This is a genomic window from Streptomyces sp. CB00316, assembly GCF_001905595.1.
In the GTDB taxonomy this organism is placed as follows: Bacteria; Actinomycetota; Actinomycetes; order Streptomycetales; family Streptomycetaceae; genus Streptomyces.
This window is the reverse complement of sequence record NZ_LIXI01000017.1, coordinates 1-14,866: the sequence shown is the minus strand read 5'-3', so window position 1 is coordinate 14,866 and position 14,866 is coordinate 1. Positions and strand designations below refer to the sequence as shown.

Sequence of the window (14,866 nt, the reverse complement as noted above, 5' to 3'; positions counted from 1 at the left end):
CGATCAGCTCGTGCTTCCCGCGGCTCGCTCAGGGAGGCCGGCTCCCGCAGCAGCACGTCGGCGGCGTGGCCGAGCGGCGCGGCGGGGCCGGGGCGGTGGGTCATCAGACCGCGGGTGCCGGGCTCGTCGTTGCCGATCGTGATGTGGGGCATGGGCATGGGCACGTCCTCGTCTGTCGTCGGGGCGGTAGGCTGCGTCCGTGCTTCGGAGGTCGTCGTCCGTGGCCAACTCCTTTCTTGCTCGGGGGCGATTCTCGGTCGTGATCCGGAGGAGGCCCCGCTTGCCTCGGTGGCGGCGGGACGGTCTTCGCCTTCACGTCGGGTCTCGCCGGGACCCTCACGCGTGCAACATCGCGGTGTTCGGCACGGTCGCTCCGATTGCTGGGGACCGTGAACAGCCGTGCGGGCCGGGCCGTCCAGGCGCTCAGGCCGCTGGGCTGGCTCTTCCTGGGAATGGTCGTGGTGTCGGCGGTGTACGGGGCGGTGGTCGCTCTGGGGGGGGCGATGCCGCAGTTGTCCCCAGCGCAGGGCGTTCCGGGGGAGTTGTCGGGGCGGTCGGTGCGGTCGGTGCGGTCGGTGGTCACGTTCGGGGTGATCGGGCTGTCGATGTTCTGGCTGGGGCTCAGTGCGCTGGGGTCCACCCGTGATCCGTTCGCGAGTTCGGCCCGGTGTTTCCCGCACGCTTGGACGGTGTTCATGGGTGTCCTGGTGGGCGGCTTCCTCATCGGGCGGCCGTATCCGCTCTTCCGCCGGCTCTTCCGTGACGCGGCCAGAGCGGCAGTCCTGTGTACGGGGCGGCGGCGTTCGTGCCGCAGTCGGTGGGCTGGTGGTCATCGCGGTGCTGTTCTTCCTGATGGCCTGCTTCGCCGGCGGCCGGCTGTCCGTCTGGCTGACGGCCAGGCCGGGCCGGATGGCTGCCGTGACGGCGGTGACATTGATCGTCGCGGGCGTGTTCACCGTCCTGTACTGGGGTGTCAGGCTGCTGGCGCGCCGCGGGATCATCCCGTGGTATCCGGTCGCGCCCTGGGCGGCCTGGCAGCGCCGAGCGCCCGAGTGCCGTGATCGCGGCAGGGGTGTGCGCACTTCCGGAGATGCCGTGATCCGCGCCGTCGGCCGACGATGAGGCTCCCGCCGCCCTTCCTGGTGGCCGGTCGAGGAGGTGCCGCGTGGCAACGGCAATGGGCTCTGTGCGCAGACTTCTGATGGCTCCGTCCCTGCGTGACGTGAGCTTCGCCGGACGCGGGTTCCCCGTGACCGAAACCGCTGCCACCAGGCAGTTGGAGGCCATCCCGCAGGCGGTGGTGGCCGGCTTCGAGTGGGGCATCGAGTCCAGGGACCTGTGGGAGATCGAGCGGCGGCTGTCGCTGGTCGACCCGCAGGTGCAGGGCTTCGCCTACGAGGGTGCGACCATGGCCTCGGTCATCCGGGACTCGGTGCCCGGCCGCGGCGGGCGCACCCGGGCGCTCCTGCAGGGCGCCGGACGGCGGCACATCTTCCTCAACTACATCGGCATCGGGTTCGCCATGGCGAAGCTGCCCCGGCCGTTGTGGAGGAGGGTCATGCCCGGCGGTCTCGACGGCGAGGAGTTCTACCCGCCGATGAGCTGGCTCGCCGTGGACGGGTACGGCTTCGACCGTGCCTACTTCGACCCCGCCCGCTGGGTCGTCGACCAGCGTCCGGACACCCCCTACGCGTGGGACGGGCACCCGGACTACTTCCGGCGGGCGGTGGACCAGGGCATCGGCCGTGCGCTGTGGTTCATCCACGGTGCGCACGTCGGGCAGGTCAGCGCCGCCGTGCGCAGGTTCGCCTTTGGGCGTGCGCCGGATCTGTGGGCGGGTGTCGGGCTCGCCGCCGCCTTTGCGGGCTGCTCCACGGCCGTCGAACTGGCCGCGCTGCGCGTCGAGGCCGGTGAGCTGCACGGCCATGTGGCGCAGGGCGCCGTCTTCGCGGCGAAGGCCCGCCACTTCTCCGCCACCGTGCCCGAGCACACCCGGACCGCGCTGCACGCGCTGGCCGGGATCACCGTCGAGGCGGCGGCCGCGCTCGCCGACGCCGCCGCGCCCGAGCCGGGTGCGGCGGGTGATGTCCCGGCCTATGAATTGTGGCGCCGCGCGGTGCGTGAGCGACTTCTCGCCCGTTCCCGTCAAGCATTCCTGGAGTAGCCGCGCGGGTACCTCTGTCGAATATCTTCGTCTAACGAGCGGGAAATTCAGGCAAAGGATCGAGGGGCGGTATTCCAGGTGTCCATGATGCGTGCGCTGAGGCGCCGAGTCCTCACGCCCAATGTCCGGGAAACGCAGCTGGAAACACGCGGGTTCCACATCAAGAACGCGGAGGCCAAGCAGCAGCTGGAAACGGTCGGGGTGAGTTTTCTCCAGGGTTACGCCTATGCGGTCGAGGCACGCTCCGCGGACCAGGCGGCCGACTGGCTGGAGACGGTTCCCAGGGCCTTTCGGGGTTTCGCGTACGAGGGCGCCGGGATGGGTGCCGTCATGCTGGACTCGCTGACGGGCGGCAACAAGCGGCTGACGGGGATCCTGGAGGGCGGGGGGCGGCGCCACAACTACATGGTCTATGTCGGCGTCGGCTGGGCGATGGCCAGGCTGCCGCGGTTCATGTGGCCCGACGTGACCGGTTTCGATCCGGTGCTGCGCTGGCTGATCCTGGACGGGTACGGCTTCCATCAGGCGTACTTCAAGACCGACGCCTACGTCCGTGATCCCGGCCTGGAGCACCCCTTCAGTTGGAAGGGGGGGCCGGACGCCTACAGTGCCCGGGTCATCGACCAGGGCGTCGGCCGTGCGCTGTGGTTCGTCGGCGGCACCGATCCGGATGTCGTCGCCGAGCTCATCGACGCCTATCCCGCCCACCGTCACGGCGACATGTACGCCGGCGCCGGGCTCGCCTGCACCTATGCGGGCAGCGCCGACGAGGACGAGCTGCGGCGCTTCGCCAAGCATGCGGGTGAGTACCGGCCGAACCTGGCGCAGGGCTCCGCGTTCGCCTGCGAGGCACGCGAGCGGGCGGGTACGACGACCGACCACACGCATGTCGCCGCTCGTGTCCTGTGCGGCGGCCGGACGCCCGGGGAAGCCGCCCGGGTGTGCACCGACGCGGCGCCCGAGGGCTGCGACGGCGGCGAGGTCCCCGCATTCGAGATCTGGCGGCAGCGTATCGCCGCAGAGATCATTTCCGTTCCGCACGCGTAGAAAGGCGCTGGCATGACACACCCGATTTCCTGGCTGCGGAAGCAAGCGCCCGGAGTCATCGCACTCATTCTCATGGTCGGCACCTTTTATGCGGTGAAGCCGGGCGAGTCGAGCGCTGCCGATAAGGCGGAGTTGGCGGAGAAGTTCACCTTCAGGCCGATGGCGATAGCCATGCCGGGCGGATACACGAAACAGAGTGTCCGTAAGGTCAACAAGGCCTACAAGCACATCGAGGCGTGGATCTCCTCGGTCGGCGCGGGCGTCGCCATGAACGACATCGACGGCGACGGCCTGCCCAACGACCTGTGCATCACCGACCCGCAGATCGACCGGGCCGTGGTCACCCCCGCGCCGCTGCCCGGCCGCGGGAGCGCGTCGTACGCGCCGTTCACCCTGGAGGTGTCGCCGCTGCCCACGAGCGGCATCATGGCCCCGATCGGCTGCGTCCCCGGTGACTTCAACGAGGACGGCGCGATGGACCTGCTCGTCTACTACTGGGGCCGTACCCCGGTGATCTTCCAGGCGAAGAGGGAGCCGGGCAAGGACACCACGGCCATGGACCCGAAGTCCTTCGAGCCCGTGGAGCTCGTTCCCGGTGACGGCGGCGGGGACTACACCGGCCCGCTGTGGAACTCCAACGCCGCTGCCGTCGCGGACTTCGACGGTGACGGGCACAACGACATCTACATCGGGAACTACTTCCCCGACAGTCCCGTCCTGGACGACACCGTGCACGGCGGGGTGACGATGAACGACTCGCTGTCCCACGCCCAGAACGGCGGCGGCGGCCATTTCTTCCGCTGGACCCCCTCGGGCTACGAGCAGGTCAAGAACGTCCTGCCGAAGGGCATCGACCGGGGCTGGACGCTGGCGGTCTCGGCCACCGACCTGGACGGGGACCAGCGTCCTGAGATGTACCTCGCGCACGACTTCGGGACCGCGGCCCTCCTCCACAACCGGTCGACCCCCGGAAAGTTCAGGTTCAGCGAGGTCAAGGCCAGGCACACGGCGACCATTCCGAAGTCCAAGGAGATCGGCCGCAGCTCCTTCAAGGGGATGGGCATCGACTTCGGCGACCTGGACAACGACGGTCTGTACGACGCTTTCGTCTCCAACATCACCACGTCCTTCGGTATCCAGGAGTCGAACTTCGCGTTCATCGCGACGGCCCGTGACAAGGCCGACCTGCGCGCCGAGTTCCGCGACGGCGTCGCCCCCTACAAGGACGAGAGCGCACCGCTCAACCTCGCCTGGTCGGGGTGGGGCTGGGACGTGAAGATGGGTGACTTCGACAACGACGGGATCCAGGAGATCGCCCAGGCCGTCGGCTTCGTCAAGGGCAAGCGCAACCGCTGGGCCCAGCTCCAGGAGCTCGCCACCGCCAACGACGCGCTGGTCAAGCACCCCCGCTTCTGGCCCCGTGTGGAGGAGGGTGACGACCTCGCCGGCGACCAGCACCTGCGCTTCTTCGTCCAGGACAAGGACGGCGAGGCCTACAGCGACCTGTCCAAGCAGCTCGGCCTGGCCGTGCCCGTGCCCAGCCGGGGCATCGCCACCGGGGACGCCGACGGCGACGGACGCCTGGACATGGTCGTGGCACGCCAGTGGGAGGATCCCGTCTTCTACGGCAACGTGAGCCAGGACACCGGCGGCTATCTGAACCTCAGCCTCACCGACCGGGCCGGTTCGCCCGTGGTCGGCGCACAGGTCACCGTGACCCTCTCCGACGGCAGCTCCCGCCTGGGCCGTGTCGACGGCGGCAGCGGCCACTCCGGCAAGCGCAGCCAGGACGTGCACATCGGCCTCGGCCAGGAGGCCGAGGGCCCGGTGCGGACCCATCTGACCTGGCGCGACCGCAGCGGGCAGGTGCGCACCAAGGATCTCCAGCTGGCCCCCGGCCGGCACTCGCTGGAACTCGGCGCCGACGTGAAGGAGAAGTGACCGTGCCCGAAACCAAGGCGAACACGGCTGCCGCCCCCCGGCATGACGTGAAGGTCATCACCGCGCTCCGCCGGTTCGCGATCTCGATCTCGGTCCTCAACATCGCCGGGTACACCTTCCTCGGCTTCGAGCAGCCCTGGCTGTGGCCGTTCATCGCGGTCTTCACCGCCTACGTGGTGGAGATCGGCCTGGAGGCGGTCAGCGCCAGGGGTGAGAAGCGCGCACCGCGCTTCGCGGGCGGGGGACTCAAGGGGATGGTGGAGTTCCTCTTCCCCGCTCACATCACCGGTCTCGCGGTGAACATGCTCACGTACGTCAATGACCGGGTCTGGGTCCTGGTGTTCGGCGTCATCGTGGCCGTCGGCACCAAGTGGGTGCTGCGGGCCCCGCTCAAGGGACGTATGCGGCACTACATGAACCCGTCGAACTTCGGGATCACGGTGATCCTGCTGCTCTTCCCGTGGGCGAGCATCGCCCCGCCCTACCATTTCACCGAGTACCTGTACGGTCCCGCCGACTGGGTCCTCCCGGCGATCATCCTGGTCCTGGGCACGTTGCTGAACGCGAAGCTGACGGGCCGGATGTGGCTGATCGGCGCCTGGCTGGTCGGGTTCGTCCTCCAGGCGGTCATCCGTGGCCTGGCGATGGGGACCTCCATCCCCGCGGCGCTGGGCATGATGACCGGGGTGGCCTTCATCCTCTTCACGAACTACATGGTCACCGACCCCGGCACCTCGCCCTCCAAGCGTTCCTCCCAGATCGCCTTCGGCGCCGGCGTCGCCGCGATGTACGGGGTGCTGACCGGGCTGGGCATCGCGTACGGCATCTTCTTCGCCACCGCCCTGGTCTGCCTGATCCGCGGCGGCTACCTGTGGGGCCTGCACGTCATGGCGAAGCAGCGTGCGGCGGTGGAGGGGCAGGCGCAGCAGGCCCCGGCAGGGGCCGGGGTGCAGGTCGCCGCGGTACCGGCTCCGGGGTCCTCTGCGGTCCCGGATGCCGCTCCCGTAGGTGCGGCCACGGCGGTTCGCACCGGGGAGCCGTGCCAGGACGGCAGCTGCTTCCACGGCAAGTGCGCGTCCCTCAGGGTGGCGGCGCGGGAGAAGAAGGCGGCGGTGTCAGGATGAGCAGAATCGCGATCGTCGGCATGTCGTGCAGTTACCCCGACGCCGCCACCCCGCGCGAACTGTGGGAGAACGCGATCGCCGGGCGGCGTGCCTTTCGTCGGCTGCCCGACGTGCGGATGCGTCTGGACGACTACTACGACCCCGACCCCACGGTCCCCGACAAGTTCTACACCCGTAACGCCGCCGTCCTGGAGGGGTGGGAGTTCGACCGTATCGCCCACCGCGTCGCGGGCAGCACCTACCGTTCCACCGACCTCACGCACTGGCTCGCCCTGGACACCGCCACCCGGGCGCTGGCCGATGCGGGTTTCCCGGCCGGGGAAGGGCTGCCCAAGGAGCGCACCGGCGTCGTCGTCGGCAACACCCTCACCGGTGAGTTCGCCCGCGCCAACATGATGCGGCTGCGCTGGCCGTACGTACGCCGGGTGCTCGCCGACGCCCTCAAGGGGCAGAGCTGGGGCGATGAGCGCCTGGGTGAGTTCCTCGAAGGGGTGGAGGACTCCTACAAGAAGCCGTTCCCCGCCGTCGACGAGGACACCCTGGCGGGAGGTCTGTCCAACACCATCGCCGGCCGGATCTGCAACCACTTCGATCTCAACGGCGGTGGATACACCGTCGACGGGGCGTGCTCGTCCTCGCTCCTGTCGGTCACCACCGCGGCCACCTCGCTGCTGTACGGCGACCTCGACGTCGCTGTCGCCGGGGGCGTGGACCTGTCCATCGACCCGTTCGAGATCATCGGCTTCGCCAAGACCGGAGCGCTCGCCAGGGACGAGATGCGGCTCTACGACCGGGGCTCCAACGGCTTCTGGCCCGGCGAGGGCTGCGGCATGGTCGTCCTGATGCGCGAGGAGGACGCCCTGGCGGCCGGGCACCGTATCTACGCATCGGTCGCGGGCTGGGGCGTGTCCTCCGACGGGCAGGGCGGCATCACGCGCCCCGAGGTCGGGGGCTATCAGCTCGCCCTGGCCCGCGCCTACGAACGGGCCGGCTTCGGCATCGACACCGTCCCCCTCTTCGAGGGCCATGGCACCGGCACCGCCGTCGGCGACGCGACCGAGCTCAGGGCGATCATGGGCGCCCGCGCCCAGGCCGGTCCCGACGCCCCCCGCGCCGTCATCAGCTCCATCAAGGGCATGATCGGACACACCAAGGCCGCCGCTGGGATCGCCGGGCTGATCAAGGCCACGATGGCGCTGGATGCCGCGATGCTGCCACCGGCCATCGGCTGCGTCGACCCGCACGAGCTGCTCACCGGCGAGTCGGCCGGCCTGCGGGTACTGCGCAAGGCGGAGGCCTGGCCCGGGAACGCACCGCTGCGCGCCGGGATCACCGCCATGGGATTCGGCGGGATCAACACCCATGTCGTACTCGACAGGGCGGCTCCCGCCAAGCGCCAGGTCACCAGCCGCCGTGCCATCACCCTGGCCAACTCGCTCCAGGACGCCGAACTGCTGCTCCTGGACGCCGAATCACCGCAGGCGCTCAAGGAACGCCTCACCCAGGTCGCCGACTTCGCCGGCACGCTCTCCTACGCCCAGCTCGCCGACCTGGCCGCCACCCTCCAGCGTGAACTGCGCGAACTGCCCCACCGGGCGGCCGCCGTGGTCACCTCGCCGCAGGACGCCGAACTGCGGCTGCGCCGGCTGGCCGAGGCGTCGACCGGGGACGGGGGCATCACGCTCTCCCCGGACGGCCGTGCCGTCCTGGGCCGGGCGAGCGAGGGGGCCCGCATCGGGTTCCTCTTCCCGGGCCAGGGCTCGGGGACCTCGGCCGGCGGTGGCGCGCTCGCCCGCCGCTTCACCGAGGCCGCCGACGTGTACGGGCGGGCCGGGCTGCCGGCCGGCGGCGACATGGTCGCCACCGACGTGGCTCAGCCCCGCATCGTCACCGGCTCCACCGCCGGACTGCGCGTCCTGGACGCGCTGGGCATCGAGGCCGACATCGCCGTCGGCCACAGCCTCGGCGAACTCTCCGCCCTGCACTGGGCGGGTGCTCTGGACTCCGCCACTGTGCTGGAGGCGGCCCGGGTCCGCGGAGCGGCCATGGCCGAGCACAGCGCCTCGGGCACCATGGCCTCGCTGGCCGCCACCCCCGAGCAGGCCGGGGAGCTCATCGAAGGGCTGCCCGTCGTCATCTCCGGTTACAACGGCCCCCACCAGACCGTCGTCGCCGGAAGGGTCGACGCCATCGCCGCTGTCACCGAACGGGCCGCACAGGCCGGTGTCACCTGCACCGGGCTCGCTGTCTCGCACGCCTTCCACTCGCCCCTGGTCGCTCCGGCAGCCGACGCCTTCGGTGACTGGCTCGCCACCGTGGGCACGGGCGAGGTGAACCGCCGGGTCTTTTCCACCGTCACCGGCGGCGAACTGGAGAGCGGCACCGACCTGTCCGAGCTGCTGCGGCGGCAGATCACCGACCCGGTCCTGTTCACCCAGGCGCTACGGTCGGCCGCCCCCCATGTCGACCTGTTCGTCGAGGTCGGTCCGGGCCGGGTGCTCAGCGGCATGGCGGCAGCCACCGCCGACGTGCCGGCCGTCGCCCTCGACACCGACGACGAGTCCCTGCGTGGACTGCTCCAGGTCGCCGGCACCGCCTACGTGCTGGGCGCCCCGCTCGTCCACGAGCGGCTCTTCAACGACCGGCTGACCCGGCCGCTGGAGGTCGGCGCCGAGTTCAGCTTCCTGGCCAACCCCTGCGAGCAGGCACCCGACGTCGCCCTGCCCGCCACGCGCGGCCCCCGGACCGAGGACGCCGGCGACGGCGGCACCGGACAGGCCGGCGGCTCGGCGGGACAGTCGGCGCTCGGCGTGCTGCGCGCCCTGGTCGCCGAACGGGCGGAACTGCCGCCCGAACTGGTCGACGAGAACAGCAGTCTCCTGGACGACCTGCACATGAGCTCGATCACGGTCGGCCAGATCGTCAACCAGGCGGCCGCCCGGCTCGGCCTCACCGCCGCCCACGTACCGACCAACTTCGCCACCGCGACGATGACCGAACTGGCCCAGGCGCTCACCACCCTCGCCGAGACGGGAGAGGGCGGTGGGGGCGCGGCACCCGTCGTGGCCGGCGCCGCCGCGTGGGCCCGCCCCTTCGCCGTCGACTTCGACGAGGTCCCGCTGCCCGCCCCCGTGCCGGGCGGGGGCAACGGCTCCTGGGAGCTGTTCACCGCCCAGGACCACCCCTTCGCCCAGGACGTGCGCAGCGCCCTGGAGAGCGCCGCGGTGGGCTCCGGGGTCCTGGTCTGCCTGCCGCCCGCCTGCACCCGGGAGCAGGTCGAGCACGCGTTGAACGGCGCCAAGGCCGCCCTCGCGGGCGACCGGGAGCGCCGCTTCGTCCTGGTGCAGCACGGCCGGGGCGCGGCCGGGCTGGCCAAGACCCTCCATCTGGAGGCACCGCACCTGCGGACCACCGTCGTCCACACCCCGGTGACCGACGGTGCCGCGGAGCGGGTGGCCGCGGAGGTCGCGGCGACCACCCGCTTCAGCGAGGTCCATCTCGCCCAGGACGGCACCCGCCGCGTCCCGGTGCTCCGTGCCCTGCCGGTCCGCGCCGGGCGTAGCGACCAGGTCCTGGAGGACTTTGACGTCCTGCTCGTCACGGGCGGGGGCAAGGGCATCACCGCCGAGTGCGCCCTGGCCGTGGCCCGGCAGACCGGCGTCAAGCTGGCTGTCATCGGCCGGTCGGACCCCGCCCTGGACGAGGATCTCGCCACGAACCTGCGGCGTATGGAGGACAGCGGGGCGGTGGTGCGGTACGCCGCTGCCGACGTCACCGACCCGGTGAGCGTCGCCGCGGCCGTCGCCGTGCTCACCGCCGCGCTCGGCCCCGTGACCGCCGTGCTCCACGGGGCGGGCCGTAACGAGCCCGCCTCCCTCACCAGCCTCGGTATGGACGCCTTCCACGCCACGTTCGCCCCCAAGGTCGACGGGCTGCGCACCGTCCTGGACGCCGTCGGCGAGGAGAACCTGAAACTCCTGGTGTCCTTCGGCAGCATCATCGGCCGGTCCGGGCTACGCGGGGAGGCGCACTACGCCACCGCCAACGAGTGGCTGGCCGACCTCACCGAGAAGGTCGCCCGCGACAATCCGGGCTGCCGTGCCCTGTGCATGGAATGGTCCGTGTGGTCCGGTGTCGGCATGGGCGAGAAACTCTCCGTCGTGGAGTCCCTGTCGCGCGAGGGGATCGTCCCCGTCTCGCCCGACCAGGGCGTCGAGATCCTCCTGCGGCTGATCTCGGACCCGGACGCCCCCGTGGTGACGGTGATCAGCGGACGTACCGAAGGGATCGCAACGGTAGGCCGCGACCTCCCGCCGATGCCGTTGCTGCGGTTCACCGGGTCCCCGCTGGTGCGCTACCACGGCGTCGAACTGGTCACCGAGACCGAACTGAACGGCGGTACCGATCTCTACCTTGCCGACCACCTCCTGGACGACCACATGCTGTTGCCCGCGGTGATCGGTATGGAGGCCATGGTCCAGGTGGCGTCCGCGGTCACCGGGCGCGGTGACGTGCCGGTCATCGAGGGGGCGCAGTTCCTGCGGCCCATCGTGGTGCCGCCCGCGGGGAGCACCCGTATCCGGATCGCGGCCACCGTCACCGACACCGACACGGTGGACGTGGTCATTCACGCGCAGGACACCGGCTTCGTCGCCGAACACTTCCGGGCCCGGCTGGTGTACTCGGGGGCCGCCATCCCGCAGGGGCCCCCGGCCCAGGCCGGCGATGACGTCCCCGCCGCTCCGCTGGACCCGGCGGCCGACCTGTACGGCGGTGTCCTCTTCCAGGGCGATCGCTTTCAGCGGCTGCGCCGCTTCCACCGGGCGGCCGCCCGGCACGTCGACGCCGATGTGGCGGTCGCCGAGCCCTCCGGCTGGTTCGCCGGGTTCCTGCCGGGCACGCTGCTGCTGGCCGACCCGGGGATGCGGGACGCGCTGATGCACGGCAACCAGGTGTGTGTCCCCGACGCGACCCTGCTGCCGTCCGGCATCGAGCGGCTGTACCCGATGGCCGCCGGCGGCCATCTGCCGCGACAGGTGCGCTACTGCGCCACCGAGCGTCACCGGGACGGCGACACCTACGTGTACGACATCGCGGTACGCACTCCCGACGGCACTGTCGTCGAACGGTGGGAGGGGCTCACCCTGCGCGCCGTCCGCAAGAGGGACGGGTCCGGTCCGTGGGTCGCCCCGCTGCTCGGCTCCTACCTGGAGCGGACTGTGGAGGAGGTCCTCGGTGTCCATCTCGACGTCGCCGTCGAACCGGACCTGCCCGGTGCCGGGGGGTCCAGGAACGAGCGGCGTGCGGCCACCGCACGGGCCGTTCAGCGAGCACTGGGAGAGAGCGTCGAGGTGCGCTACCGGCCCGACGGGCGCCCCGAACTCGCCGACGGCCGCCAAATCTCGGCCGCCCACGGCCTGGGGGTGACCCTCGGGGTCGCCGCCGCGCAGACCGTGGCCTGCGACATCGAGGCGGTCTGCGTGCGCGGCACCACCGAATGGGCGGGGCTGCTCGGTGAGCATGCCGAGCTGGCCGCTCTGGTGGCCAAGGAGACGGGCGAGGCCCCCGACACCGCGGCGACGCGTGTGTGGGGCGCCGTGGAATGTCTCAGGAAGGCCGGGCTGATGGCCGGGGCACCCCTGGCCCTGGCTCCGCCGGGCAAGGACAACTGGGTGGTCCTGACCGCGGGGAGGCTGCGGATCGCCACCTTCGTCACGGCGCTGCGCGACACCCTGGAGCCGGCGGTGTTCGCTTTCCTCACCGACGGCACGGAAAGCACCATCAGCACGGAAAGCACCATCGGCACCATCAGCGCGGAAAGCGCCATCGGCGCGGAAAGCGCCGCCACCGCCGCGGGGACCTGTCCGTGACCGGCCGCACGGGCCGGCTCCCGGTCACCGCCCCCGTACCCGTACTGATCCCCGATACGCCGGCACGAGCGCCGGCGTCCTGCGCGGCCGGATCCCGGCCGCTGACAGGGAGGCAGACATGAGCCCGACCACTGTTCCGTCCATGGAACGCGTCGATCTGGAGGACCGAAAACAACTGCGGGGCGCCTTCGGCACCTTCCCCACCGGGGTCACCGTGCTGGCCGTCGGCGGGGACTGCCCGCGGGGCATGACGGCCAACTCGTTCACCTCCGTCTCCCTCTCCCCGCCCCTGGTACTGGTCTGCGTCGGCAAGGACGCGTTGATGCACGGCAGCCTGGAGCGTTCGCAGACGTTCTCGGTGTCGGTGCTCGATGCCGGCCAGGAGGCCGTGGCACGCCACTTCGCCGACCCTTCGCGTCCCGTGGGGGCCGGCCAGTTCGACACCGTCGGCTGGCAGCCCGGGCCCAAGTCCGGCGCACCGCTGATCGCCGGTGCGGTGGCGCATCTGGAGTGCGCGAAGAAGAAGTTGTACGAAGGCGGTGACCACACGATCTTTCTCGGCGAGGTGCTCTCCGCGGTGCGCTGGCCGTTGCGTGAGGCCCTGCTGTTCACCGGCGGCCGCTTCCGGCGGTTCGCCCCTGAACACGGCGAAGGGCAGGTGACATGAGGACCGACCCGCCAGGTCCGCCGGCCGGTGCCCTGCCGGGGCTGCTGAAGAAGTTCGCGGTGGACCGCCTGGGGATGATGAAGGACGCGGCCGCCCTGGGCGACGCCGTACGCGTGTCCCTGGGGCCCAGGAAGCTCTACATCTTCAACCGTCCCGACTACGCCAAACACGTCCTCGCCGACAACAGCGCCAACTACCACAAAGGCATCGGGCTCGTGCAGTCCCGCCGGGTCCTGGGCGACGGCCTGCTGACCAGCGACGGTGAGGTGTGGCGGGCCCAGCGCCAGACGGTGCAGCCCGCGTTCAAGCCGGGGCGGGTCAACCGGCAAGCACACGCGGTCGGACAGGAAGCGGCCAGACTGGTCGCCCTTCTGCGCGCCCACGCCGGACACGGCCCGGTCGACGTCCTCCAGGAGATCACCGGCCTCACCCTCGGTGTACTGGGCCGTACCCTGCTCGACTCCGACCTCACCTCCCACAACACCCTCGCCCCGGCCTTCGAGGAAGTGCAGGACCAGGCGATGCTGGAGATGGTCTCCCAGGGCACGGTGCCCGGGTGGCTCCCGCTGCCCGCACAGGCCCGCTTCCGCCGGGCACGCCGGGAGCTGTACCGGGTGGCGGACCTCCTGGTGGCCGACCGCAGCGCGCGGATGGCCGACGGCGAGCGGGGTGACGACGCACTGTCCCGGATCATCGAGGCGGCCCGGCTGCAAAACACGCGGCCCCGACAGGTCCGCAGACAGCTCCGGGAGGAGCTGGTCACCCTGCTCCTCGCGGGACACGAGACGACAGCCAGCACCCTGGGCTGGACACTGCACCTGCTGGAACGTCATCCCCAGGTCCGTGCCGCTGTCCGCGAGGAGGCCAGAGACGTCCTGGGCGGCCGTCTCCCTAACATCGAGGACCTGCACCGGCTGACCTGGACGACCATGGTCGTCCAGGAAGCCATGCGGCTCTATCCGCCGGTATGGATCCTGCCGCGGACAGCCCAGCAGCAAGACGAGGTCGGCGGGTACACGGTATCGGCCAACGCGGACGTCCTGATCTGCCCGTACATCATGCACCGCAACCCGCGTCTGTGGGAGGATCCCGAACAATTCGATCCCGAACGGTTCAGCCCGCAGGCGGTGGCCAGCCGCCCCCGGTACGCCTACCTTCCCTTCGGCGCGGGACCGCGGTTCTGCGTCGGCAGCAGCCTGGGCATGATGGAAGCGGTGTTCGTGACCGCGCTACTCACCCGGGACCTCGACCTGCGTACCGCCCCCGGGCACCGGGCGGTCCCCGAGCCGATGCTGTCGCTACGAATGCGCGGAGGGCTCCCGATGACGGTGAGCGCGGCAAGCTGATGGACGAACAGGAACGCCCGACAGGCCCCAGAGTGATACGCCTTCACGTCCGGCCCCGCCCACCACGGCCCCGCCCACCACAAGCCCGACCGCACCGAACACACCACCCCAAACAGACACACCGGAAGCAGCGAACAGACCAGACAGACCACCCCAGACAAACAGACCGGACAGACCGGACGGACCGGACGGACCGGACGGACCACGCCGGGCAGACGGAGCGTGCGGACCACGCCGGGCAGACGGCCGGGCGGGGGCCCGCCCCCGCGAGGAGGCAGCCCACGAGGAACAGCGGCCACACCACCCCGGCACCGGCCCAAGCAGCACCCCCCACGGGCCCGACGGACCTCCGCACAGCGGCCTCACCCACCGCGCACAACGCCTCCACCGCCCGGGAAACAGCCACCGCCCTGATCCGCCTACTGGCAGAGCACCTCGGACTGACTCCCGACCCCACCACACCCACAGACCACGCCGAAACCCCGACAACAGAAACACAAAACCCATCCCGCAACCCGGCGCACCCTCCACCACCCCGCGCAGAACACACCCGGAGCACCCGGCCTCCCGAGAAACCAACCCCCACCAAACACAACAGAGAGAAAAGACCATGAGACCACTCGTACGGGCCGTGCTACGAAACTCTCTACGACAGATACGGCACGTAAAAGCCACCACCCCACACCACGCCCAAGGCCTGGTCGAAC

Annotated in this window: 8 protein-coding genes; all 8 read left to right on the top strand. The window is 70.9% G+C overall.

Going from position 1 to position 14,866, the window contains the following annotated elements; translation table 11 throughout:
• Positions 1-825 precede the first annotated feature (825 nt).
• Positions 826-1,122: a hypothetical protein gene (locus tag AMK21_RS32340; protein WP_073882720.1), complete on the top strand. Its 297-nt coding sequence runs from the start codon at positions 826-828 to the stop codon at positions 1,120-1,122.
• A 43-nt stretch (positions 1,123-1,165) separates the two neighbouring features.
• A complete protein-coding gene (locus AMK21_RS32335) occupies positions 1,166-2,164 on the top strand; it encodes a DUF1702 family protein (protein WP_199863329.1) in 999 nt (332 codons plus the stop codon).
• A gap of 78 nt (positions 2,165-2,242) precedes the next feature.
• Positions 2,243-3,211: a DUF1702 family protein gene (locus tag AMK21_RS32330; RefSeq protein ID WP_079181313.1), complete on the top strand. Its 969-nt coding sequence runs from the start codon at positions 2,243-2,245 to the stop codon at positions 3,209-3,211.
• Positions 3,212-3,223: 12 nt separating this feature from the next.
• Positions 3,224-5,152 carry a CRTAC1 family protein gene (locus AMK21_RS32325; RefSeq protein WP_079181312.1) on the top strand — a complete coding sequence of 643 codons (1,929 nt, stop codon included), beginning with the start codon at positions 3,224-3,226 and terminating at the stop codon, positions 5,150-5,152.
• On the top strand, positions 5,149-6,276 hold the full coding sequence (locus AMK21_RS32320) for an enediyne biosynthesis protein (RefSeq protein WP_383854895.1): 1,128 nt from the start codon (positions 5,149-5,151) through the stop codon (positions 6,274-6,276). The genes AMK21_RS32325 and AMK21_RS32320 overlap by 4 nt, the downstream gene beginning before the upstream one ends.
• Entirely contained in the window at positions 6,273-12,146 is a 5,874-nt protein-coding gene (locus AMK21_RS32315; protein ID WP_199863328.1) for a type I polyketide synthase, read from the top strand. The genes AMK21_RS32320 and AMK21_RS32315 overlap by 4 nt, the downstream gene beginning before the upstream one ends.
• 118 nt (positions 12,147-12,264) lie before the next feature.
• Complete coding sequence (sgcE6, locus tag AMK21_RS32310) at positions 12,265-12,813, top strand: NADH-dependent FAD reductase SgcE6 (RefSeq protein ID WP_073882755.1); 549 nt, start codon at positions 12,265-12,267, stop codon at positions 12,811-12,813.
• Entirely contained in the window at positions 12,810-14,159 is a 1,350-nt protein-coding gene (locus AMK21_RS32305; RefSeq protein WP_073882716.1) for a cytochrome P450, read from the top strand. Before sgcE6 ends, AMK21_RS32305 begins: the two co-directional genes overlap by 4 nt.
• Positions 14,160-14,866 lie beyond the last annotated feature (707 nt).

Coding starts and splice junctions, on each gene's coding strand:
- AMK21_RS32305 (WP_073882716.1), top strand. CDS start 12,810: ATGAGGACCGACCCGCCAGGTCCGCCGGCCGGTGCCCTGCCGGGGCTG.
- AMK21_RS32325 (WP_079181312.1), top strand. CDS start 3,224: ATGACACACCCGATTTCCTGGCTGCGGAAGCAAGCGCCCGGAGTCATC.
- sgcE6 (WP_073882755.1), top strand. CDS start 12,265: ATGAGCCCGACCACTGTTCCGTCCATGGAACGCGTCGATCTGGAGGAC.
- AMK21_RS32315 (WP_199863328.1), top strand. CDS start 6,273: ATGAGCAGAATCGCGATCGTCGGCATGTCGTGCAGTTACCCCGACGCC.